At 53.0% G+C, this 22673-nt stretch carries 22 protein-coding genes and 1 tRNA gene; 6 read left to right on the plus strand and 17 right to left on the minus strand.

Annotation, left to right across the window (positions count from 1 at the left end):
- Positions 1-180 precede the first annotated feature (180 nt).
- The 16 genes from DS878_RS07060 to rpsB form a co-directional block, all read right to left on the minus strand.
- A tRNA-Met gene (locus DS878_RS07060) sits at positions 181-257 on the minus strand.
- 67 nt (positions 258-324) lie between these two features.
- Complete coding sequence (gene rnhB, locus DS878_RS07065; RefSeq protein ID WP_113815252.1) at positions 325-1014, minus strand: ribonuclease HII; 690 nt, start codon at positions 1012-1014, stop codon at positions 325-327.
- Complete coding sequence (gene lpxB, locus DS878_RS07070; RefSeq protein WP_113815253.1) at positions 1015-2196, minus strand: lipid-A-disaccharide synthase; 1182 nt, start codon at positions 2194-2196, stop codon at positions 1015-1017.
- A 20-nt stretch (positions 2197-2216) separates the two neighbouring features.
- On the minus strand, positions 2217-3008 hold the full coding sequence (gene lpxA / locus DS878_RS07075) for an acyl-ACP--UDP-N-acetylglucosamine O-acyltransferase (protein ID WP_113815254.1): 792 nt from the start codon (positions 3006-3008) through the stop codon (positions 2217-2219).
- On the minus strand, positions 3008-3445 hold the full coding sequence (gene fabZ, locus DS878_RS07080) for a 3-hydroxyacyl-ACP dehydratase FabZ (RefSeq protein WP_113815456.1): 438 nt from the start codon (positions 3443-3445) through the stop codon (positions 3008-3010). Before fabZ ends, lpxA begins: the two co-directional genes overlap by 1 nt.
- A gap of 13 nt (positions 3446-3458) precedes the next feature.
- Positions 3459-4484, minus strand: a complete 1026-nt coding sequence (gene lpxD, locus DS878_RS07085) for a UDP-3-O-(3-hydroxymyristoyl)glucosamine N-acyltransferase (RefSeq protein ID WP_113815255.1) — start codon at positions 4482-4484, stop codon at positions 3459-3461.
- A gap of 49 nt (positions 4485-4533) precedes the next feature.
- Positions 4534-5028, minus strand: coding sequence for an OmpH family outer membrane protein (locus DS878_RS07090; RefSeq protein WP_113815256.1), 495 nt, complete (start codon positions 5026-5028; stop codon positions 4534-4536).
- A 47-nt stretch (positions 5029-5075) separates the two neighbouring features.
- Positions 5076-7394, minus strand: coding sequence for an outer membrane protein assembly factor BamA (gene bamA, locus DS878_RS07095; RefSeq protein ID WP_113815257.1), 2319 nt, complete (start codon positions 7392-7394; stop codon positions 5076-5078).
- A 44-nt stretch (positions 7395-7438) separates the two neighbouring features.
- Positions 7439-8788 (minus strand): RIP metalloprotease RseP, encoded by a 1350-nt coding sequence (rseP, locus tag DS878_RS07100; protein ID WP_113815258.1) that lies wholly within the window; start codon positions 8786-8788, stop codon positions 7439-7441.
- A gap of 47 nt (positions 8789-8835) precedes the next feature.
- Positions 8836-10020: a 1-deoxy-D-xylulose-5-phosphate reductoisomerase gene (gene ispC, locus DS878_RS07105; RefSeq protein WP_113815259.1), complete on the minus strand. Its 1185-nt coding sequence runs from the start codon at positions 10018-10020 to the stop codon at positions 8836-8838.
- Positions 10021-10022: 2 nt separating this feature from the next.
- The gene (locus DS878_RS07110) at positions 10023-10865 is read right to left on the minus strand and encodes a phosphatidate cytidylyltransferase (protein ID WP_113815260.1); all 843 of its coding nucleotides are present in this window, start codon (positions 10863-10865) and stop codon (positions 10023-10025) included.
- Between the two features lie 30 nt (positions 10866-10895).
- On the minus strand, positions 10896-11657 hold the full coding sequence (uppS, locus tag DS878_RS07115) for a polyprenyl diphosphate synthase (RefSeq protein ID WP_113815261.1): 762 nt from the start codon (positions 11655-11657) through the stop codon (positions 10896-10898).
- Positions 11658-11727: 70 nt separating this feature from the next.
- Complete coding sequence (frr, locus tag DS878_RS07120; protein ID WP_113815262.1) at positions 11728-12285, minus strand: ribosome recycling factor; 558 nt, start codon at positions 12283-12285, stop codon at positions 11728-11730.
- 42 nt (positions 12286-12327) lie between these two features.
- Positions 12328-13056, minus strand: a complete 729-nt coding sequence (pyrH, locus tag DS878_RS07125; RefSeq protein WP_113815263.1) for a UMP kinase — start codon at positions 13054-13056, stop codon at positions 12328-12330.
- 181 nt (positions 13057-13237) lie between these two features.
- Positions 13238-14107, minus strand: a complete 870-nt coding sequence (tsf, locus tag DS878_RS07130; RefSeq protein WP_113815264.1) for a translation elongation factor Ts — start codon at positions 14105-14107, stop codon at positions 13238-13240.
- 91 nt (positions 14108-14198) lie between these two features.
- Complete coding sequence (rpsB, locus tag DS878_RS07135) at positions 14199-14951, minus strand: 30S ribosomal protein S2 (protein ID WP_113815265.1); 753 nt, start codon at positions 14949-14951, stop codon at positions 14199-14201.
- 257 nt (positions 14952-15208) lie between these two features.
- Here rpsB and map point away from each other — a divergent pair, with 257 nt between their 5' ends.
- The 6 genes from map to dapE are packed head-to-tail and all read left to right on the plus strand — an operon-like array spanning position 15209 to position 22336.
- Positions 15209-15979: a type I methionyl aminopeptidase gene (gene map, locus DS878_RS07140; RefSeq protein ID WP_113815266.1), complete on the plus strand. Its 771-nt coding sequence runs from the start codon at positions 15209-15211 to the stop codon at positions 15977-15979.
- Between the two features lies 1 nt (position 15980).
- Positions 15981-18626 carry a [protein-PII] uridylyltransferase gene (locus DS878_RS07145; protein WP_113815267.1) on the plus strand — a complete coding sequence of 882 codons (2646 nt, stop codon included), beginning with the start codon at positions 15981-15983 and terminating at the stop codon, positions 18624-18626.
- On the plus strand, positions 18623-19819 hold the full coding sequence (gene dapC / locus DS878_RS07150; protein WP_113815268.1) for a succinyldiaminopimelate transaminase: 1197 nt from the start codon (positions 18623-18625) through the stop codon (positions 19817-19819). The genes DS878_RS07145 and dapC overlap by 4 nt, the downstream gene beginning before the upstream one ends.
- 3 nt (positions 19820-19822) lie before the next feature.
- Positions 19823-20164, plus strand: coding sequence for an ArsC family reductase (locus DS878_RS07155; RefSeq protein WP_113815269.1), 342 nt, complete (start codon positions 19823-19825; stop codon positions 20162-20164).
- A gap of 20 nt (positions 20165-20184) precedes the next feature.
- Positions 20185-21213, plus strand: coding sequence for a 2,3,4,5-tetrahydropyridine-2,6-dicarboxylate N-succinyltransferase (dapD, locus tag DS878_RS07160; protein WP_113815270.1), 1029 nt, complete (start codon positions 20185-20187; stop codon positions 21211-21213).
- A complete protein-coding gene (dapE, locus tag DS878_RS07165; RefSeq protein ID WP_113815271.1) occupies positions 21200-22336 on the plus strand; it encodes a succinyl-diaminopimelate desuccinylase in 1137 nt (378 codons plus the stop codon). Before dapD ends, dapE begins: the two co-directional genes overlap by 14 nt.
- A gap of 72 nt (positions 22337-22408) precedes the next feature.
- On the opposite strand, the gene DS878_RS07170 is transcribed toward dapE, so the two are convergent.
- The gene (locus tag DS878_RS07170; RefSeq protein WP_113815272.1) at positions 22409-22627 is read right to left on the minus strand and encodes a SlyX family protein; all 219 of its coding nucleotides are present in this window, start codon (positions 22625-22627) and stop codon (positions 22409-22411) included.
- Positions 22628-22673 lie beyond the last annotated feature (46 nt).

The following is a 22673-nucleotide window of genomic DNA, read 5'->3' on the forward strand; positions in this document are numbered from 1 at the left end:
AACGAATATGACCCTGACCCCATATTAGGTCCACCCAGAATTGGAAGAATCCGGCTCCAATTGCTTCTGTTTTCTTCGTGAAGCCGCATGCTTTCTGGCGTAGTCAGAGGGCACGGAGAATCTTCAGGGCCCAGAAAACAAAAAAGGCAAACCAGTAAGTTACTGATTTGCCTTTCTATATGGTAGCGGGGGCAGGATTCGAACCTACGACCTTCGGGTTATGAGCCCGACGAGCTACCAGACTGCTCCACCCCGCATCAAACTGGTTGTTGCCGGGTTGCCCCGATCAACGTGCGCGTATATTAAGGACTGCTGCTGATTTTGTCAATCGTTGTTTTCAAACAGATCAGTTGCGTAGTGTAGGGGTTCTTCAATTAATGGACCCGGGGATTTGAAAAATCCCACCTGCTCTATCGCCTCTTGTACCGGCCGGAAGGATTTCCGGTGTTCCGGAGTCGCGCCCAACCGGAACAATGCTTCGAGGTGCACGGGTGTGGGATAACCCTTGTGCTTAGCCAGGCCGAAACCCGGGTATTTCAGCTCCATCTCTTCCATCTCACGATCCCGGGTTACTTTCGCAAGTATAGATGCCGCACTGATAGCTGCTACCCGGCTATCGCCTTTAACCACAGGTTCGGAAGGCCAATGCCATTTCGGGCATTTGTTGCCATCCACAAGCACGTATTCAGGTGCCACCCCTAACCCGGCAACGGCGCGCTCCATGGCAATCATTGTGGCCTGGTAGATGTTGATCTGGTCAATTTCATGAGCTTCACAACGGCCCAAAGACCACACGGTTGCGTGTTCTATAATCTGGTCGTAAAGCGCGTTACGTTTTTTCTCTGTGAGCTTTTTTGAATCCGCCAATCCGGGAATGGGCCGATCCGGATCCAGGATCACAGCAGCCGTAACAACCGCGCCAATGAGTGGTCCACGCCCTACTTCGTCCACTCCAGCCAGGAGGCGCCCCTGATAGGCACATTCAAACGGGGGTAGCACTGGAGCGCGGGCCATTCAGCAAACTCTCTCTTCAACGAGCCGGGAGATTGCTTCGGCAGCTTTCTCGTCGGCGTTCTGTTTCAAGGTGAGGTGAAGCTCTGAAAATGCCTCAACCAGTCGCTCTCGCTCCTGCTGGTTTTCCATTCGCTCCAGCACAGCTGCGCCAAGTGACTCGGGGGTCGCATTATCCTGCAGGAGTTCAGGAACCAGGGGCTGCCTTGCCAACAGATTTGGCAGTGAAACGTGTGGTACTTTCACCAGGCGGGAAACCAATGCGTAGCTGAGGTTGCTCAACCGATATCCCACTACCATTGGTTTCTTCAGCAACATCGCTTCAAGGGTCGCGGTTCCGGAAGCCAGCAATACAACATCTGAGGCAGCCATCACCTCGCGGGAACGCCCTCTCACGATGGTGACCTGCAATTTCACTGCAAGCGCTTCAATAAGATCGCGAACCTGCTTTTCCCGTTCACGGTTCACGCAGGGTATAACCAGTTGTACATCGGGGCGCTTTGCCTGTATCCAGCGCGCAGCTTCCAGAAACAGGGTGCCAAGGCGCTCAACCTCCCCGGCCCTGCTTCCGGGTAACAGGGCCAGCAAAGGTACATTCTCATCAAGCCCCAGGTCCTGGCGGGCTTTACCTGTCTCCGGTATAACAGGAATCCGATCAGCAAGAGGGTGACCCACAAAGGCTACGGGTACCTGGTGCTCTTCATAAAACCTTGCTTCAAACGGCAGCAAGGTGAGCATCAGGTCAACCGATTTTGCGATTTTGAAGATCCGCTTCTGGCGCCAGGCCCAGACTGACGGGCTCACATAGTGAACAGAGGGAATACCTGCCTCATGGCAGCGCCGTTCTATGGCAAGGGTAAAATCCGGAGAGTCGATACCAATAACTACATCGGGCGGAGTGGTAAAAAAATAGTGCAGTAACCGGGATCTGATCCGGAAAAGCTCCCGAATACGGCCAAGCACTTCTACCAGCCCCATAACGGACAGTCGCTCCATAGGGACCAGGGAGTGGAAATCTTCGGCAATCATTTCATCGCCACCGATGCCGACGAACCTGGCGTTAGGATACCGGTGACGAAGCGAGCGAATCAGGCCGGCACCAAGGATATCTCCCGACGCCTCTCCTGCAATTATTCCGAAGGTTATTTTGCGATCGCTGACAACTGCGGCAACGGAATCATCCATTAAACGTGGCTCCTGCGAGCTCAGCGGATAATTCCGCGATGAGCTCCACGCAGGGAGTCGATCAACACGCGTACTTCTGGCGTATTGGCGTAAGTCTCTTCCAGCAGTTCAACAGCCTGCTCAGTGGTCAGACCCTGCCGGTAAATGACCTTATAAGCTCGCCGCAAGGTCATCAGTACCTCTTTACTGAAACCACGTCGCTTCAGACCTTCAACGTTCATGCCGTGGGGCTCCGCCGACTGGCCGGCTGCCATCACATAAGCAGGAATATCCTTGAGCACGATGCTGCCACCGGCGGCCATGCTGTGAGGCCCGATATGGCAGAACTGGTGAACCATGGTTCCGCCGCCCAGAATGGCGTAATCACCCACTGTCACGTGCCCAGCCAGGGTTGCACAGTTTGCAAGGATGGTGTTGTCACCGATATTGCAGTCGTGAGCCACGTGCACGTATGCCATTAACAGATTATCGCTGCCAATGCGGGTTTCGCCCTTGTCCTGCACTGTGCCCCGGTGGATAGTGCAATTTTCGCGGATAACATTGTTATCACCGATAACCAACGTGGTTGGCTCTCCGGCATACTTTTTATCCTGACACTCTTCACCCACACTACAGAACTGGAAAATCCGATTATTTCGGCCAATCACTGTAGGGCCTTTCACAACAACATGAGAAAGGATTTCTGTACCTTCGCCAACCTCAACGTCCGGGCCAATATAACTCCACGGGCCAACCGTCACGTTTTCCCCAAGTTTGGCTGACGGGTCTACAATCGCCTGAGGATGAACACCCGACCAGTCATTTGTCGCCATTAAACTTCTCTCTCAGCGGTCAATATCTCTGCCACGCATACGACCTCACCATCGACCAGTGCGCGACAATCAAATTTATAAACACCACGTTTTCCCGAGATCAACTCCGACTCCATACACAGACGATCTCCCGGTATAACAGGGCGTTTGAATCTCGCTTTGCTGGAACCAGCCAGATACTGGACCACTCCGTCCGCAGGCTTCCGCCCTACTGTCACAAATCCAAGAATGCCAGAAAGCTGTGCCATGGCCTCAATAATCAGCACGCCAGGCATGATCGGGTTTTCCGGAAAATGGCCTGTGAAGAATGGCTCATTAAAAGAGATATTCTTATAGCCTTTGATCGACTTGGACTTTTCTACCTCGGTTACCCGATCCACCAGCAAAAACGGGTAGCGATGTGGCAGATATTCCAGTATTTCATCGATGTACATCATCATGTTGGTGGCCTCAGCCCTTTGATTTCTTTTCAAGCTCATTAACGCGACGGGCCAGAGTATCCAACTGCCGGAAGCGTACGGCATTCTTACGCCATTGCCTGTTCTTATCTGCGCTGGTACCAGAAGAATAGACGCCCGGCTCCCGAATGTCCCCGGTTACCAGTGTCATACCTGTCAGATGCACCTGGTCAGCAATTTCCAGATGCCCAGCCACTCCGGAGGCTCCCCCGAATACACAGTGATTGCCAATCTTCGTACTACCGGCAATACCGACCATAGCGGCCATCGCACTGTGATCTCCAATGCGGACGTTGTGAGCGATCTGTATAAGGTTATCGAGTTTAACCCCATTGCCGATGACTGTGTCATCCAGAGCACCACGATCAATCGTTGTATTGGCACCTACCTCAACATCATCGCCAAGAATGACGCGACCAAGCTGGGCAATTCTGTGCCACTGCCCTTTTTCATTTGCGAAGCCAAACCCATCAGAGCCGATCACAGCTCCGCTAAGGATGTGACACCGCTGCCCTATGACGACATCATGGGCCAGGGTCACTCTCGGGCGAATAACAGAGCCGGCACCGATGCTGGCCCGGGCTCCGATCACACTACCGGCTCCGATTACAACCTGATCCCCGATAACCGCATCTGCTTCGATAACAGCATTAGGGCCGATGCTCGCGGTGGCTGCTATTGTTGCACTGGCATCAACCACTGCAGCAGGATGAATTCCGGGCGACGCGACTGGAGCCGGATCAAACCAGTGGCTGAGACGAGCGTAGCCCAGATATGGATTCTCAAGTAACAGGACATTGGTCGGACTATCGACAGCCGCCGCAGGAGACAGAATAACAGCGCCAGCACGGGTATCTGCTACATACTTTGCATAGGAGGGGTTTGCAAGAAAGCTAAGCTGGTCCGGGCCCGCTGCCTGGAGAGTCGCAAGGCCAGAGATCCGGACTTCAGGATCTCCGCGAAGCTCTGCCCCCAACGCCTGTGCGATTTCCCCAAGCCGGTAAGACTTATCTGTCATCACGCGCTCCAATACACAACCGCAGGCCCGGTTGGCCCTGCGGCAAGGATTAACGGTTGAGCTTATCAAGAAGCTGTGAGGTCAGATTCATCTCTGGCTTAACATATACAACAGCTTCGCTTGGCAAAATCAGGTCAAGGTCATTCTCTTCAAGCAACTCTTTGACTGCAGCGTCCACTTCTGGCCGGGCTTCTTCCAGAAATGCCTGTTTACGCTGATTGACAGTCGCATCGAGGCGCTGTTTGAGCGCGTTGAACTCGTTGACCTGGGCCCGGAATTCGCCAGTAAGCTTGTTGCGTTCGCTCTCGTTCATCATGGCGCCGTCTTTTTCCAGACGTTCCTGAAGCTTACGTGCAGCCGCCTGGGCCTCACGGATTTTTGCTTCATCGCCAGCGAAATCTTTCTGCATGGTTTCACTGAATGCCTTGGCATCGTCAGATGAAAACAAGGCCTGACGCAGATCGACAACGCCGATCCTGCTTTCCGCCATGGCGGGTACTGCCAGCGCCATCGCTGCAGCGAATATCAATACTGTTCTGAACATAATGGCTCTCCTGAGTTGCACTCGTTATTGTGTCAAATATTTCTGATTCAGAATGTCTGGCCAAGTGAAAACTGGAATATCTGAGTATCGTCGCCAGATTTCTCATTCAGCGGTTTGGCAAGGCTGAATGCCAGAGGCCCTACTGCGGTAATCCACTGGAATCCGATACCGGCCGAAAAGCGCAGCTCTCCGAATTCCGGATCAAATCCCCGGTCCGTATCAAAAACCTGGCCCCCATCTATAAAGAATGCCGTACGCATAGACCGGGTATCACCAGCAAACGGAGTCGGGAAAATCAGCTCCAGAGAACCTTCGGTCAGGAGATTACCACCGAAAGGATCCGGGTCTGAAGTATCAGCGGCAGCATTGGTAGCACGCAGGCCGAGTGAGTTAGCCTGATAACCGCGTACCGAACCATAACCACCGGCGTAGAAATGCTCATAGAATGGCATGATCGAGCGATCGCCATAGCCGTCGCCGTAGCCTATGTCTGTTCTTGTCCGGAACACCCAACGATCGTCATCAGTGATCGGGAAGTAGAAATCGGTTTTATGACTGGCCTTGTAGAATGTGAGATCACTACCCGGCACAGCGACATCCAGTGATAACGAGTGGCTGTAACCTCTTGTTGGCAACACGCCTCTGTTTAAAGTACTGCGACGCCAGCTACCAAACAGAAAGTAGTTGTTAAAGGCGTCCCCTTCGTCAGCTATAAAGTCGGTGACTTCCTGGGAGGTGTATATCCCGCCTTTAATCTTCGACAGGGTGTACCCGACCCCGAAGTTCAGTCGCGTAATGTTGTCGGTCGGATAGCCGAATGTAAGACGCCCACCGTATTCATCCAGAAGATACGAAGAAATATCTTCTTCTTCATAGTCGGTTTCACGGGCAAAAACGCTGAACCCACGACTGACACCATCTACTGTGTAGTATGGATCAGAGTATGAGATGTTGGCGCTCTTGACCGAGTCGCTGGTATTCACGCCAAAGGAAACCCGCTTGCCAGTACCAAAAAAGTTATTTTCAGATACGTTGGCACCAAGAATTACACCGGAATCCTGGGAGAAACCTACAGACGCTGAAAGACTGCCTGTTGGCTGCTCTTCGACAGAGTAGTTCACATCAACCAGGTCGTCGGAACCGGGTACCGGGACAGTTTCTACATTGACTGTCTGGAAAAAGCCCAACCGTTCCAGGCGGGTTTTGGAAAACTCGATACGGTCCGAGGACGCAATTCCGCCTTCCATCTGGGTCATTTCCTGGCGCAGAACATCATCACGGGTGGAAACGTTACCGTCGAAGTTAATCCGGCGAACGTAGGCGCGCTTGCCAGGCTCAACATAAAAGGTAACAGCCGTCGTGTTATCTTCACCCGGCTCGGGCACCGCATTCACGTTGGCGAATGCATAACCTTCTCTGCCCAACCGGAATGCCAGCGTTTCCGAGATTGCCGTCATGCGGGCGCGAGAGAAGACATCCCCTTCATCTACAGGAATCAGTTCCCGCAATTCTGCTTCATCAATAATGAGGTCGCCACGAAGCCGGATGTCGGAAATCGTGTACTGTGGTCCTTCGTTCAATGCTATTGCAATGAAGACCTGACGCTTATCCGGCGAGATGGAAACCTGACTGGATTCCACGTTGAAATCCAGGTATCCACGGTCCAGATAGAATGAGCGCAAGGTTTCAAGATCACCGCTCAGACGCTCCCGGGCGTATTTATCTGCGTTTGTAAGGGAGTTCCACCAACTGCTGGTTCTCAGTTCGAAGAGATCACGCAATTGCTCGTCACTGAAATCACGGTTACCCACCAGATTGATGTGTCGGATTGCAGCAACCGTACCTTCGTTAATATCCAGGCGAATGGCAACCCGGTTGCGGGGCAGTACCTCTGCGGTGGCTTTAACCCGAGCATTGTATCGCCCCTGGCCAATATAGGATCGGAGAATCTCCAGCTCCAGCCGCTCTAGCGTTGCCCGACGAAACACCTGACCTTCCTGAAGGCCGGCACCCGCCAATGCATCCATGAGCATGTCGGTTTCGATATTCTTGTTACCTTCAATTTCGATTGAAGTAATCGAAGGGCGCTCACGCACGGTGAGAACAAGAATACCTCCGTCACGGCTGGCCTCTATATCTGTGAACAGCCCGGTCCGGAAGAGGGATTTAATGGTTTCTGCCAGCTCGGCCTCATCCATCTTTTCGCCGATATTGACAGGTAAAGCAGAAAATACCGTACCTGCAGAAACACGCTGCAAGCCTTCCACCTCGATATCTGCAACCGTAAACTCATCTGCAAATGCTGGCTTCATACCGGTTGCGGCAACCGCGAGGCCAACGGCTAAACCTAGAAGAGAACGTCTCATTCAATTATTTCGCCTGGTTAATGCGCGTAAGGAGATCGCAATTCTCACAACCGCATCAGGTCGTTGTAAAGAGCAAACACCATTAAAGTGAGGATCATTGCCATACCAATTCGTAATCCTAGCGCCTGGACAGCATCCGAAACCGGTTTTTTCCGGATTGCCTCGATCGTGTAATACACAATATGACCACCATCCAGGACTGGCACCGGCAACAGGTTCAGAATCCCCAGGCTCACACTAAGGTAAGCCAGAAAACGAACAAAATCTTCAAATCCGGAGCTGACACTGGCCTCAGCTATACGAGCAATCGTAATTGGACCGCTGAGATTACTGGGGGACAGCAGCCCCGTAACCATCTTTTTGACAGCAACAAGGGTGAGGCGGGTATCTGCCCAGGTTTCATTCAGCGCAATGGGAATTGCCGCTAAAGGACCATAGCGAGCCTCTCTCAGAACATCGTCAGGCCAGGATACAGCTTCAACACCCGCACCCACGAACCCGACTATCTCGCCATTATCCAGTTTTTTCGCAGCCGGAGTAATCTTTATGGCTTGCCGGGCACCTGCGCGCTCAACGGTCAGATACAACGCCTGCTCAGGTGCATTCCGTATAAAGTCCACCAGCTCAAACCAATCGCCTACAGGCTCATCATTAACAGCAAGAATACGATCACCCGTCTGAAGCCCTGCAGCCTGCGCACGCCCGCCTTCTGAGATCAGGCCCAGCACCGCAGGCACATCAGGCCGCCATGGCGTAATACCGAACTCTGCCAGCGGATCAGGCGTTTCATCACTCAGATTCCAGCCTCCGAGTTCACCGCTCAGGGTTCCCTGGGCCTCCCCATCGGAGACACCTAAAGTTATCAGGCCCTGCTCACCCGCTCTCTCAAGAATTCGCATGTTCACGTCACGCCAGGAATTCACCTGGTGGCCGTCAACCGCATTAATTTCCATCCCCGGCTGCAAGCCAATCTGCATGGCAATGCTTTTGCTGGCGACTTCGCCAACAATGGGTGCAACATGGGTGACACCAACAACACTCAGAAGCCAGTAGGCAAATACGGCAAAAATAAAATTTGCAATCGGGCCTGCCGCAGCAATGGCGATCCGCCGGGAAGGAGGTTTGGAAGTAAAAGCCTGGTCTCTGAGCTCATCAGGAACGGGGCCTTCACGCTCATCGAGCATTTTGACATAACCACCCAACGGGATTGCAGCTACAGCAAACTCGGTACCATGGCGGTCATACCATGAAAATAGCGGCTTACCAAAGCCCACGGAAAAACGAAGTACTTTTACACCACACCTGCGTGCCACCCAGAAATGGCCATACTCATGCAGGGTGACGAGTATGCCCAGGGTAAGCACAAGGGCAAGAACGGTTTGAATAATCTGCATAGCTTTCCTGGTATTAGCGCCGGCCTGGCGGAAACCTTTGTATTGAATCAGACAGTTAACAGGGCAATCTGTTCCCGGGCCTGTTGCCGCGCTTCGGAGTTTTTCGCGAAGATAATATCAAAGCTGTCTGCCGGGACCACAGGCGTTGCCGCAAGCGTTTTCTCAATAACAATCGGTATATCTGTAAAAGCCAGATTCCCTTTCAGGAATTCAGCCACAGCAATCTCGTTTGCTGCGTTCAATACCGCAGGCGCTGTTCCGCCTGCTTCGAAGGCCTCAGCTGCCAGCCGCAGGCAGGGGAAGCGTAACAGGTCCGGTCGCTCAAAACGAAACCGCCCTATCGAGAACAGGTCCAGCGGCGCAACTCCGGCATCAATACGTTCAGGCCATGCCAGCCCATTCGCAATGGGTGTGCGCATATCCGGACTGCCCAGCTGAGCCAGTACGGAACCGTCGGCGTACTCTACCATGGAGTGAATGATACTTTCCGGATGCACATGAACCTCAATCCGGTCTGGCGTCATATTAAACAACCAGCAGGCTTCAATCAGCTCAAGCCCTTTATTCATCAGGGTTGCCGAATCAACAGAGATCTTCTGCCCCATGGACCAGTTCGGATGAGCACAAGCCTCAGCAGGCGTAACCGAACGCAGGGATTCCCCGCTGTGCTCGCGAAAAGGCCCACCGGAAGCCGTCAATAGAATGCGGGTGATCCCTGCCCCGTCGGGGTCGCGAACTTTATCTGCCGGCAAACACTGGAAGATTGCATTGTGTTCGGAGTCTATGGGCAACAGTTCAGCACCCGAAGCAGATACAGCGTCCATGAAAAGCTTGCCGGACATAACCAGTGCTTCTTTGTTAGCAAGTAGCACACGCTTGCCTGCACGCACTGCCGCCAGAGTGGGAGCCAGCCCTGCCGCCCCGACGATAGCTGCCATAATGGTACAGGCCTGAGGGGCTGCCGCTACTTCACACAAGCCTGACTCTCCGCTTCGGACAGAAATATCAGGGAGATCAGAAAGCAGCTCTGCCAGCTTCTGGGCAGCCTGCCCATCAGCCATTACTGCGACTTTTGGCCGGAACTCGCGGCACAACACCGCAAGTTCTTCAGCCCGGGTCCCGGCCGTCAACGCATACACAGAAAATCGCCCGGGGTGGCGGCGAATAACATCCAGAGTGGATAGCCCGATTGACCCCGTAGCACCAAGTATCGTTATAGAGCGGCCGGCCATGCTCAAAAGCGCCCAACTGTCGTCAGCCAACCAAGCTGGGTGATAATAAGTGCAAAGACCGGAATTGCTGCAGTAAGACTGTCAATACGATCCATAATCCCGCCGTGCCCGGGCAACAACCGACTGCTGTCCTTGATACCCCTGAAACGTTTGAGCATGCTCTCCAGTAAATCACCAAGTACCGAGACCATTCCGGTGGCCAGACTTGCTGCGACCAGCATGAGGGTTTCAGCATAGCTCGCAGAAGCAAGGAAACTGGCTATCAATGCAAACAAACCAACCGCTGCCAGACCGCCCCAGACTCCAGCCCAGGACTTGCCAGGGCTGACCCTGGGTGCAAGCTTGGCCTTACCAAAAGCCCGGCCTGCAAAGTAAGCGCCGATATCCGCCACCCAGACAACACAAAACACGTACAGAATAACCAGAAGATTGTTATTCGTCTCACCGAACTGAAAACCGCCCTCACGAAGATGCTTCAGCCCAATCCACGCCGGTACGAGAACCAGTACGCCCATCAGCGCTCTAACAGGCACACTGCCCCACCGCGCCGAACCTGCAGGATAGCTACGAACCAACACAAGGCAGACTCCCCACCAAAGCAGAGCAAGCCAGAGTACCGCAATGGCTGATACATCAGCGAGACCATAGAGAATGGCAGCAATCGCAGCAGCATAGCCAATCCTGGCCGGTTGCTTCTCGAACCCGGACATATTGGCCCACTCCCAGGCCCCCAGGGTGAAGATTGCAGCTGTAAACAGCGCAAAGCCATGGGGCGGTAAGAAAAAGATGCCACCAACGACAATAGGAGCAAGAACAAGCGCGGTGATGATTCGGATTTTTAACAAAATAGAAGTCGCTTTGGTTCGTTATTGTGGTTACGACGTGGCCGCAATCTGGTCATCCGTCTGACCAAAACGGCGCTGGCGTCCAGCATAAGCCTGTAACGCCTTGTGCATCTCATCTTCTTTGAAGTCTGGCCAGAATACTGGCGAGAAATACAACTCGGTATAGGCCAGATGCCAAAGCATAAAGTTGCTTATCCGCTGCTCGCCTGCCGTACGAATCATGAGATCCGGCATAGGGAGATCCCCAATACTAAGATGCTGCTGAATAAGGCCATCGGTAATATCTGATGGCTGAAGCACCCCTTCCTTCACCTTTTCAGCAACCTGTCTCGTGGCCTGGGCGATATCCCAATGGCCACCGTAGTTGGCGGCAATGACGAGCGTCATCCTGGTGTTATTGCTGGTGAGCTGCTCAGCCTTGGCCATGAGCTCTTGCAGAGTCGGGTTGAACGCGGAGCGGTCCCCGATAATACGCAGCCTTATCTGGTTTCGGTGCAGCTTTCTGACTTCCCGCTCCAGAGCAAAAACAAACAGTTTCATCAGAGCCGAAACCTCGTCCTTGGGGCGGCGCCAGTTTTCGCTTGAAAAAGCGAACAGCGTGAGCACTTCCACCCCTTCCCGGGCGCAGGTTTCAACAACAGATCTTACCGCATCCACACCGGCTTTATGCCCTGCCACCCCTTTCAGCCGACGGGCTTTCGCCCACCGGTTATTACCATCCATGATAATGGCTACATGCCGGGGCCGGCTATCAGCCGACACCGGAATCTCTGCGGATACTGTTCCCGTCATGAAATCCCCTGTACGGCCTGCAGAAATTTCCCGCCAGCCGCGCGTTTCGCTTGAAAGTGAGTCAAGGCAGTCAAACCGCCATCAGATCCTCTTCTTTGGCTTTGAGCATCTTCTCAACTTCGGCGATATAGCGGTCGGTCAACTTCTGGATTTCTTCCTCAGCCCGGCGCTCGTCGTCTTCACTGATTTCCTTTTCCTTAAGCAATTCCTTGATCATTCCGTTTGCATCGCGGCGGGCATTCCGGATAGAGACACGACCGTTCTCTGCATCCGCTTTCGACTGCTTAACCATAAGCTTACGGGTCTCTTCCGTCAGCATCGGCATCGGAATACGGATCACGTCCCCACTGGTTGCAGGATTCAGACCCAGGTCGGCAGTCATGATCGCTTTTTCGATAACCGTCACCAGGTTCTTCTCCCAGGGGGACACAGCCAATGTACGATTATCTTCCACATTAACGCTCGCGACCTGCTTCAGCGGCGTTTCCTCACCGTAGTAGTTAACCATCACGCCGTCGAGAATAGACGGGTGGGCACGGCCTGTACGAATCTTGTTGAACGCCGAGTTCAGAGCCTCAAGGCTTTTTTTCATCTTTGCTTCGGCTTCAGCTTTTATATCGTTAATCACGCAATAATCCTCAATTCGTTCGTCAGGGCATTGTAGAGCCCGTTATTCGATCAGTGTACCTTCTTTCTCACCTGTCACGATGCGCGTCAGGGCGCCCGCGCGATTCATATCAAAAACACGCAATGGCATACCATGATCCCGCGCCAGGCAAATAGCTGTCAGATCCATCACACCGAGTTTTTTATCCAGCACCTGATCATAGGTCAGTTTGTCGTATTTTTCTGCAGTCGGATCCAGGTATGGATCTGCAGAGTAAACGCCATCAACCTTGGTCGCTTTCAATACTGCATCGGCTTCAATTTCAATACCTCGCAAGCAGGCTGCAGAATCTGTCGTGAAGAAGGGGTTGCCAGTTCCGGCACAAAATATAACAACGTCACCGTCTTTGAGATCACGGACTGCACGGCGACGGTCATAGTGCTCGACGATACCACTCATGGGGATGGCGGACATAACGCGGGTACGGATGTTCGAGCGCTCCAGAGCATCACGCATGGCCAGACCGTTCATTACGGTTGCCAACATGCCCATATGATCACCCGTGACCCTGTCCATGCCGGCCGCGCTGAGTGCCGCGCCCCGGAACAGATTACCACCGCCAATAACCAGACCAACCTGAATACCGATGCCAATCAGTGCACCGATTTCGAGGGCCATGCGATCAAGTACTTTGGGATCAATACCAAAATCGTGCTCACCCATCAGGGCCTCGCCACTGAGCTTGAGCAAAACACGATTATATCTTGGCTGGTTTTTCGGTGTTGTCGACATACTGATCCCCTTTTCGTCTGTTAACTGCTATCCGGAGTGATACGCATTGCAGGCTTGCATCTGACATACCCCTTGGAAAAGGGGGATCTCAGATACAAGCCCGCCACGAGAGCCGGACAAATCCAGCTAACGTGGCAGACTCAAGTGGTTCTGTAACTGGTCGTTACAGCACCAGGAAAAATCAGGCCTTGCCTGTACCGGCTGCAGCAGCAACCTCAGCAGCAAAGTCTACTTCTTCCTTTTCAATGCCTTCACCCACTTCCAGGCGAATGAAGCCAACAAGTTCGCCACCAGCGGACTTGATCAGCTCACCCACGGTCTGGTCGGGGTTTTTGACGAAAGGCTGCTCAACAAGACTGTGTTCCTTCAGGAACTTCTTGATCCTGCCGCCCATCATCTTCTCAACAATCTCAGGGGGCTTGCCTGCCATATCCGGCTGCGCCTTGATGACTTCTTTCTCTTTTTCGAGTTCGTCAGCAGGCATATCTTCCGGACGCGCAACACGCGGGTTAACAGCGGCTGCGTGCATAGCGACATCCCGTGCCAGCTCAACGTCACCGCCGGTCAGAGCAACAACTGCTGCGATTTTATTGGTGCTGTGAACATAGCCACCAACAACCGGGCCTTTGATTTCAACAATGCGACGTACAGTGATGTTCTCGCCGATTTTTTGAACCAGCGCTTCACGCTTGGCTTCAAGATCGCCTTCCATCAGCTTGGCAACGTCTGTTTCACCTTTCTCAAAGGCGACATCCAGAACGTCATTGGCAAAATTGATGAAGTTGTCATCACGGGCAACAAAATCCGTCTCTGAGTTCACTTCAACAATGTAAGCAGCGGTGTTGTCATCAGAAATCTTGACCAGAGACACACCTTCAGCGGCTGTGCGGCCAGCTTTTTTGGCGGCTTTAAGGCCAGAAGACTTACGCAGCTCTTCAATTGCAGCATCTACGCTACCTTCAGATTCAACCAGCGCTTTTTTGCACTCCATCATGCCAAGGCCAGTGCGCTCACGCAGTTCTTTGACCATTGCAGCGGTAATTGCAGCCATGTTCAATCCTCTTAACTTTTTCAAATTCGGTGGGGAGGCGTACCCGGGAACTCGCCCGGGCACTCCTATTTCTCAATCACTACGCGAGATATCACTCAGCAGCTGGAGCGGTTCCGGCAGCTTCTTCACTGACTTCTACAAATTCATCAGCACCTGCACCACCAGCCTGTGCAGATTCAAGGCAGGTATCAGCTACAGCTTTCACATAGATCTGGATCGCACGAATGGCATCGTCGTTGCCCGGAATTACAAAATCTACGCCGTCCGGGTTGCTATTGGTATCAACTACACCGATAACAGGAATACCGAGCTTGTTTGCTTCTTTGATAGCAATACGCTCGTGATCAACGTCGATAACAAACAAGGCGTCAGGCAAACCGCCCATATCCTTGATACCGCCAATAGAACGCTCAAGCTTGTCCATTTCACGGGTACGCTCAAGGGCTTCTTTCTTGGTCAGCTTGTCGAAAGTGCCGTCTTTGCTCTGAGCTTCCAGATCACGGTAACGACGAATGGACTGGCGGATAGTTTTATAGTTGGTCAGCATGCCACCGAGCCAGCGGTGGTTAACAAAAGGCTGGCCAGAACGCTCTGCTTCTTCCTTGATGACCTTGGCTGCGGCGCGCTTGGTGCCGACAAACAGGATCTTGTTCTTGTTCTCTGTCAGTTTCTGAACGAAGTCGAGCGCTTCATTCATGGCAGGAACAGTCTGTTCAAGGTTGATGATATGAATCTTGTTACGGGCGCCGAAGATGAACTTCGACATTTTCGGGTTCCAGTAGCGAGTCTGGTGACCAAAGTGAGCACCTGCCTTGAGCAGGTCACGCATATTTACCTGAGCCATGATAATTACCTTAGTTTAGCTTCGGGTTAGTCCTCCACGCGTCCGATTGCCCCAACCAGGCTCCTTATACAGAACAGGAGCAGGCACCCTGGGACAACGTGCTGACACGTGTGCGAATTTGCCGGAATCGTTTCCAGCGGGCGCGTTTATACCACAAAACACAGGCCCCATGCCATTAATTTTGACCCCGGCATTCCTTGTGCACTGGCCCCGTGCCCCTTAAAATGGTCGTTTGATACAAATCAATGGGAAGCCTAATGCAAGTATCGATCAAGACTCCGGAAGAAATTGAAAAGATGCGCGTAGCCGGTCGCCTGGCGGCCGATGTTCTAGAAATGATCGACGAGCATGTCAAGCCCGGCGTCTCAACTGAAGAACTAAACCAGATCTGCCATAACTATATAGTTAACGAACGGGATGCGATTCCGGCCCCTCTGAACTACAAAGGTTTTCCAAAGTCCGTATGCATTTCGGTTAACCACGTAATTTGCCACGGCATACCTTCAGAGAAGAAAATTCTGAAAGACGGGGACATCGTGAATATTGATGTAACCGTTATAAAAAACGAATACCACGGCGATACCAGCAAGATGTGGATTGTCGGCAAGCCCAAACCGGGCACAGAGCGTCTGATCAGAGTCACACAGGAATGCCTTTATAAGGGTATTGAGCTGGTCAAACCTGGCGCACGCCTGGGCGACATCGGCCACGTAATTCAGCAACATGCAGAAAAACATCATTATTCTGTAGTCAGGGATTATTGCGGCCACGGTATCGGCAAGGTATTCCATGAGGAGCCGCAGGTTATGCATTACGGCAAGCCAGGTACCGGGCTTGAGCTGAAAGAAGGCATGATTTTCACAATCGAGCCAATGATCAACCAGGGCAAATACCACACCAAGCTACTGCCTGACCAATGGACTGTCGTCACCAAAGACCACAAGCTTTCCGCTCAGTGGGAACACACGATCCTTGTAACTGCCGATGGCTATGAAGTACTGACCAAGCGTTCGGAGGAGTCCTTCTAACGTGGACCGTCAGGAGCTGGAGACCAGGATCAGCAACGACATATCCCCTGTCATGGCGACCAGGGAATTTCTGAAAGAACATTATGACGCAGATGCAGAAGCCTTCCGGCAGGGCGCTGACGTAAGGGAGCTGGTTCACTCCCGGGCTGATACGGTTGACACGGTACTGAAGCTTATATGGAACAGGTACCCTTTCTCCAGCTCACCCGATATCGCCCTGATCGCTGTCGGAGGATACGGTCGTGGTGAGCTCCATCCCCACTCGGACATCGACCTGCTGATCCTGACCCGAAATGGCATTGAGCCGGGCTGGGAAGAGGATGTCGGCGCCTTCATTACCCTGCTATGGGATCTGAAGCTCGATATCGGCCACAGTGTACGCAGCATTGAGGAGAGCAAAGATGCTGCGCGGGATGATATAACCACCCTGACCAACCTTCTTGAAACCCGTACCATTGCCGGCCCGGATGAACTTCGGGAAGAACTCAGCGAACAAGCCTACTCCGATAACATCATTACTGACCGCGACTATTTTATTGCCAAGCGCGAGGAACAGCTCCAGCGCCACAAGAAATACAGCGACACAGAGTACAATCTGGAGCCTAACGTAAAAAGCTCTCCCGGTGCTCTGAGGGATATACAAACCATTGGCTGGATTACCAAACGACACTTTGGCCTGCAAAGCATTGCGGATCTGACTCATTTCAGCATTCTCACTGACGAGGAGCATCAGGTACTGGTTAAGGGTGAAACCCTCCTGTGGCGTTTGCGCTACGGCCTTCAGCTGATTGCAGACCGCAACGAAAACCGGCTGCTGTTCGATCATCAGCGCACCCTGGCGCAGATGCTGGGATACAAGGATGAAGGCAAGCGACTGGATGTCGAACTCATGATGCAGGCCTATTACCGAACAGTGCTGGCACTTGCAGAGCTCACCGACGTGATTCTTCAGTTTTACGATGAAGCAATACTCGGCACAGGCACCGAAGATAATATCCAGCCCATCAACAAACGCTTCCAGATCCGCAACAGCTACATAGAGGCAGTAAACAACCAGGTATTTGCCTACTCCCCCTATGCGATCATGGAAATCTTTGTGCTGATGGCCCAGCATCCGGAAATCAAAGGCATCCGGGCCACAACCATCCGTTCCCTGAGGGCACACAGACACCTGATTGACGATGCCTTCCGCTCGGACCTTGCAGTAACCTCCCTGTTCATGGAACTTCTGCGAACACCCCATGCGCTGGATGAAACACTCTCAGCCATGAAAAAGTACAACGTGCTGGGCCGCTACCTGCCGGAGTTCGGCCAGATTATCGGCCAGATGCAGCATGACCTTTTTCATATCTATACGGTTGATGCTCATACCATGCGGGTCGTGAGAAACATGGTACGGCTGAACCGCCCGGATGCGCGCGAGAACTACCCGTTAGCCGGGCGACTGATTCACGGGCTTCCGAAGCGGGAAATTCTCTATATTGCAGGCTTGTACCATGACGTAGCCAAGGGCCGGGGGGGAGATCACTCGGAGCTTGGAGCCGAGGATGCGGCATCTTTCTGCAAGCGCCATCACCTCAGTGAACGTGATACCCAACTTGCATCCTGGCTGGTGGAAAATCATCTGCTGATGTCCATGACAGCTCAACGCAAAGACATTTCCGACCCGGACATTATTCAGTCATTTGCCCGGGCTCTGCCCAGCCAGGCGCACCTGGATTATCTGTACATCCTCACAGTCTGTGACATCAGCGCCACCAATCCCAAACTCTGGAATACATGGCGGGCATCTCTGTTGCGCCAACTGTACCTGGAAGCAAAACGCGCCCTGCGTCGTGGTGCCGAGATTCCTGTTGACCGGCAGGCATGGGTTCAGGCAACAAAGTCCGAGGCCCGCGAAATCCTCCATGCCCAGAAAATTACAGACGAACAGATCGACGCTATCTGGGACACGGTTGATGAAGACTATTTCCTGCAGGACTCCACGGTTGATATCGCCTGGCAAACTGCAGCAATCATTGATCATGGCAACACCCCCGGACCACTGGTTCTTATCCGTGACACCCACGGGGGGCCGTCTGATGGCTTTTCACAAATCATCATTTACATGAATGACAGGGCAACCCTGTTTGCTGCAACAACGGCAGTTCTGGAGCAACTCAACCTGAACATTGTTGATGCCCGTATCAGCTCAAACGATGGCCCTTATACAATCAGTTCCTATGTGGTGCTGGACGAAAAAGGCCAGCCTCTGGGAGTAGATCCGGCCCGCAAAGAGCGAGTTCGCAAGCGCTTGATCGAAGAGCTCGATGACCCGGAAGACTACCCCGACATTATTCATCGCCGCACACCACGGCAGCTCAGGCACTTCGCGTTCCCTACCGAAGTGGTATTTTCCAACGATACGATCAACGAGCGTACGGTAATTGAAGTGGTTACACCTGACCGCCCCGGCCTTCTGGCACGGGTCGGTCAGGTACTGCTGGATCATCGTATACGCCTGAGCAACGCCAAAATTGCGACATTGGGCGAACGGGTCGAAGACGTGTTCTTTGTTACCGACGAACACGGCGGGCCTATCAGTGACCCTTCCGTGTGCAGCGCCCTGCAGCAGGACCTATGTAAAATGCTGGATGACATTCAATGAATCCAAATCTGGACAAGCTTCACCCCTACCCTTTCGAAAAACTGGCGAAACTCAAAGCAGGTGTATCCGCACCAGACAATCTGCGCCCGATCTCACTGGGGATTGGTGAACCCAAGCATCCCTCTCCTGAGTTTGTGAAACAGGTGATTGCCGATAACCTCGACCGACTGGCTAACTATCCTACAACCAAAGGAATGGACGAACTCAGGGAGGCCATTGGAGAATGGGCTACCCGTCGATTCCAGCTGCAGCCTGGCTCCCTGAGCCCGGATCACAACATCGTTCCGGTGAACGGCACCCGGGAAGCGATATTTTCTCTGGTCCAGGCGGTAGTTGATTCAGGCAAGCAGGCAAAGGTTGTAAGCCCGAACCCCTTTTATCAGGTTTATGAAGGTGCTGCGCTTCTCGCAGGCGCCACACCGGTCTACCTGCCATGCGACGCCTCAAATGGTTTTGTTCCGGATTTTGATGCAGTGCCAGAATCCGTATGGCGGGACTGCCAGGTACTCTTCCTGTGCTCGCCCGGCAACCCCAGTGGTGCCGTCATGCCCCGGAAGTCTCTGACAAAGGTCATTGAACTGGCAGACAGATACGACTTCATTGTGGCCTCGGACGAATGTTATTCCGAACTATATCCAGATGAAAACAACCCGCCCGAAGGGCTGCTGCAAACTTGTGCAGCCATAGGCCGGCACGACTTTGCACGCTGCGTAGTTTTTCACAGCCTCTCAAAACGCAGCAACCTGCCGGGACTGAGATCAGGTTTTGTTGCGGGTGATGCAAATATTCTGAAAGGTTACCTGAGCTACCGGACATATCATGGTTGTGCAATGCCCGTTCACAACCAGCTGGCGAGCATCGCAGCCTGGCAGGACGAAACCCATGTCCGCGAAAACCGGGCGGCTTACCGCGCCAAGTTTGAAGCAGTGGTGCCCATTCTGCGGGAAGTCATGGATGTTGATTTCCCGGATGCCGGATTCTATCTCTGGCCGGTCACCCCCATGGATGACGAAACCTTTGCGCGGGAACTCTCGGCACAGCAAAACGTGCATGTACTGCCAGGCCGCTATTTATCCCGTACCGTCGATGGTCATAATCCGGGGGAAAACCGGGTACGCATGGCATTGGTTGCTCCACTGGAAGAATGCGTTGAAGCGGCCAGACGTATTGTTGAATTTGTAAAGGTAAACTGATTTATGAAGCTCTATGGCATCCGGAATTGCGATACCGTCAAAAAGGCCCGCAAATGGCTTGATGAGCATAACATCGCCTATGAGTTCCACGATTTCAAAAAAGAAGGGCTCGACGAGGCCCGGCTGACCCAATGGGAAGAAGCCGTGGGATGGGAAGTTTTGCTGAACCGCCGCGGCACCACATGGCGCAAACTCAGCGAAGAGGTTCGTGATACCATTAGCGCCCAATCGGCCCATGGCATCATGCTCGAGAACACATCTATCATCAAACGGCCTGTGGTCGAGCATGAAGGGTCTGTTTATGTCGGCTTCAATGCCAACGACTGGGCAACACTGATCAACTAATAAACAGGAGCAATCCGCACATGAGCTTTGCATTCGGTATCGGTATCGGCACCCAAAACAATCAGGGCGAGTGGCTAGAGGTTTTTTACCAGCAGCCGATCATGAAACCCGAAAAAGAGCTGATCGACGTAGTAGAAACTGCTCTCAACTACAAAGGCGGCAATCACGCAATTCAGGTAACCGCTGAACAACTGACCCAGTTTGCAAATGCATTGCGTCAGACTGGCGCGACCGATCAGGCATCTCTCGCTGAAAAAGCAGCTGGCAGCAAGCGCCCTGTTGTCGTGACCGTTCTTGAAACAGACGATGTCGCTTCCAGCACTCCGGAGGTTTACCTCAAACTGCACCTGATTTCCCATCGTTTGGCCAGGCCTCATGGCGTCAAACTTGACGGTATCTTCGGCCTGCTGCCAAACCTGGCCTGGACCAACGAGGGCGCAGTTGACCTGAATGAACTACCTGAACGCCAGCTGAAAGCACGTCTGGAAGGGCGCACACTGGAAGTCAAATCTGTAGACAAGTTCCCGCAGATGACAGATTACGTGGTGCCCAAAGGTGTCCGTATTGCAGACACGGCTCGCGTACGCCTCGGCGCCTATGTGGGTGAAGGCACAACGGTGATGCACGAAGGCTTCATTAACTTCAACGCCGGTACTGAAGGCACCAGCATGATTGAAGGCCGCATTTCCGCTGGCGTTATAGTCGGCAAAGGATCCGACCTTGGTGGCGGCTGTTCCACCATGGGTACCCTGTCTGGTGGCGGCAACATTGTTATTGCCGTTGGTGAAAACTGCCTGATCGGCGCCAATGCCGGCGTTGGTATTCCCCTGGGTGACCGCTGCAAGGTTGAGGCCGGCCTCTATGTTACTTCCGGTACAAAAGTGGCTTTACTGGATGACAACAACAAACTGGTAGAAGTTATCAAGGCCCGGGATCTGGCCAACAAGCCCGACCTGCTATTCCGCCGCAACAGCCAGACTGGTGCAGTTGAATGTAAAACCAACAAATCTGCCATTGAGCTGAACGAAGAACTGCATGCAAACAACTGATTCTAAAACACTCGAACTGGCCATCGACCTGATCAGCCGGCCGTCAGTAACACCCGACGACGCAGGCTGCCAGGAACTGATGATGTCCCGATTGGCCCCTCTGGGCTTTATCGGCGAGCACATGCGTTTTGGCGACACAGATAACCTCTGGGCCCGCAAGGGTTCAGAGGGACCCGTCCTGGCTTTTGCAGGTCACACAGATGTCGTTCCCACAGGGCCGGAAAAAAACTGGGCACACCCTCCGTTTGATCCGGTAATCAAAGACGGCTACCTGTATGGTCGTGGCGCTGCTGATATGAAAGGCAGCCTTGCGGCGTTCATCACCGCGTGTGAGCGTTTTGTAAGCGCCCACCCGGACCACCATGGTTCCATTGCCCTGTTGATCACAAGCGATGAAGAAGGCCCGGCCCATGACGGAACCGTAAAGGTGATTGAAACCCTGGAAAACCGCTCGGAGAAAATGGACTGGTGCCTGATAGGCGAACCCTCCAGTACCCGGGAAGTCGGAGATGTCATCAAAAATGGCCGGCGCGGTTCATTACATGGCTACCTGACAGTACAAGGGACTCAGGGCCATGTCGCCTACCCCCACCTTGCGGAGAATGCCGTTCATGCCGTTGCTCCGGCTCTGCACTCTCTGGCAAACGAGTTCTGGGATAACGGCAATGACTATTTCCCACCGACAACATTTCAGATCACGAAAGTGGAAGCCGGTACGGGCAGCAATATCATTCCCGGAGAATGCCTGGTGCATTTCAACTTTCGTTACTGCACTGAAAATACGGCTGAAAGCCTTGAAGAAAGGGTTGTGGCCATCCTTGACCGACACAACCTTGAATACGATCTGCAGTGGCACCTCAGCGGCCGCCCTTTCCTGACCGACAAAGGAGCTTTAGTCGCTGCTAGCCAGAATGCCATCCGCAATGTAACCGGGCTGGAAACCGAACTTTCCACCTCAGGAGGCACGTCTGATGGTCGCTTTATCGCACCTACAGGGGCTCAGGTTGTGGAGCTTGGCCCGATCAACGCGACTATTCACAAGATTGATGAGTGTGTGAAAGCCGATGATCTCGACAAGCTGTCCCTGATCTATGAGCAAATACTTGTAGAACTGCTGGCCTGACCTGCCGTTTCACAGGCAGACAGGTGCTCCCGGAATGCCGAAGCGATTGCTTCGGCATTTTCGTTCACGGTATCAATAGTGAGGAGGAGGCGCTTCCTCCTCTTCCCGCTTTATATTGGAAGATGACACATCCTTCAACTGGTTGTGCAATAACCGCTTTGCGTTCCAAAGCTCACGAATATCCATTTCCTGTTTCGCTAACTGTTCGCTCAGGGTGTTGATAATGTCGTCCTGAAAGGCAAGCCGGGTTTCAAGCTCATCCAGTCTGGCTTGCAGATCCTTGTCGCTCATCGCGTACCGAAACTCCTTAGCATGAATGGTTCACGTGGATAGGGTG

The sequence above is a fragment of the Marinobacter sp. F3R11 genome (assembly GCF_003318275.1).
In the GTDB taxonomy this organism is placed as follows: Bacteria; Pseudomonadota; Gammaproteobacteria; order Pseudomonadales; family Oleiphilaceae; genus Marinobacter.

Coding starts and splice junctions, on each gene's coding strand:
- rnhB (WP_113815252.1), bottom strand. CDS start 1,014: ATGGCCCGCGCTCCAGTGCTACCCCCGTTTGAATGTGCCTATCAGGGG.
- ispC (WP_113815259.1), bottom strand. CDS start 10,020: ATGGCCGGCCGCTCTATAACGATACTTGGTGCTACGGGGTCAATCGGG.
- rpsB (WP_113815265.1), bottom strand. CDS start 14,951: ATGGCTCAGGTAAATATGCGTGACCTGCTCAAGGCAGGTGCTCACTTT.
- fabZ (WP_113815456.1), bottom strand. CDS start 3,445: ATGATGTACATCGATGAAATACTGGAATATCTGCCACATCGCTACCCG.
- rseP (WP_113815258.1), bottom strand. CDS start 8,788: ATGCAGATTATTCAAACCGTTCTTGCCCTTGTGCTTACCCTGGGCATA.
- dapD (WP_113815270.1), top strand. CDS start 20,185: ATGAGCTTTGCATTCGGTATCGGTATCGGCACCCAAAACAATCAGGGC.
- map (WP_113815266.1), top strand. CDS start 15,209: ATGCAAGTATCGATCAAGACTCCGGAAGAAATTGAAAAGATGCGCGTA.
- dapC (WP_113815268.1), top strand. CDS start 18,623: ATGAATCCAAATCTGGACAAGCTTCACCCCTACCCTTTCGAAAAACTG.
- dapE (WP_113815271.1), top strand. CDS start 21,200: ATGCAAACAACTGATTCTAAAACACTCGAACTGGCCATCGACCTGATC.
- pyrH (WP_113815263.1), bottom strand. CDS start 13,056: ATGTCGACAACACCGAAAAACCAGCCAAGATATAATCGTGTTTTGCTC.
- tsf (WP_113815264.1), bottom strand. CDS start 14,107: ATGGCTGCAATTACCGCTGCAATGGTCAAAGAACTGCGTGAGCGCACT.
- DS878_RS07170 (WP_113815272.1), bottom strand. CDS start 22,627: ATGAGCGACAAGGATCTGCAAGCCAGACTGGATGAGCTTGAAACCCGG.
- lpxA (WP_113815254.1), bottom strand. CDS start 3,008: ATGGCGACAAATGACTGGTCGGGTGTTCATCCTCAGGCGATTGTAGAC.
- DS878_RS07090 (WP_113815256.1), bottom strand. CDS start 5,028: ATGTTCAGAACAGTATTGATATTCGCTGCAGCGATGGCGCTGGCAGTA.
- uppS (WP_113815261.1), bottom strand. CDS start 11,657: ATGACGGGAACAGTATCCGCAGAGATTCCGGTGTCGGCTGATAGCCGG.
- DS878_RS07155 (WP_113815269.1), top strand. CDS start 19,823: ATGAAGCTCTATGGCATCCGGAATTGCGATACCGTCAAAAAGGCCCGC.
- lpxB (WP_113815253.1), bottom strand. CDS start 2,196: ATGGATGATTCCGTTGCCGCAGTTGTCAGCGATCGCAAAATAACCTTC.
- bamA (WP_113815257.1), bottom strand. CDS start 7,394: ATGAGACGTTCTCTTCTAGGTTTAGCCGTTGGCCTCGCGGTTGCCGCA.
- lpxD (WP_113815255.1), bottom strand. CDS start 4,484: ATGACAGATAAGTCTTACCGGCTTGGGGAAATCGCACAGGCGTTGGGG.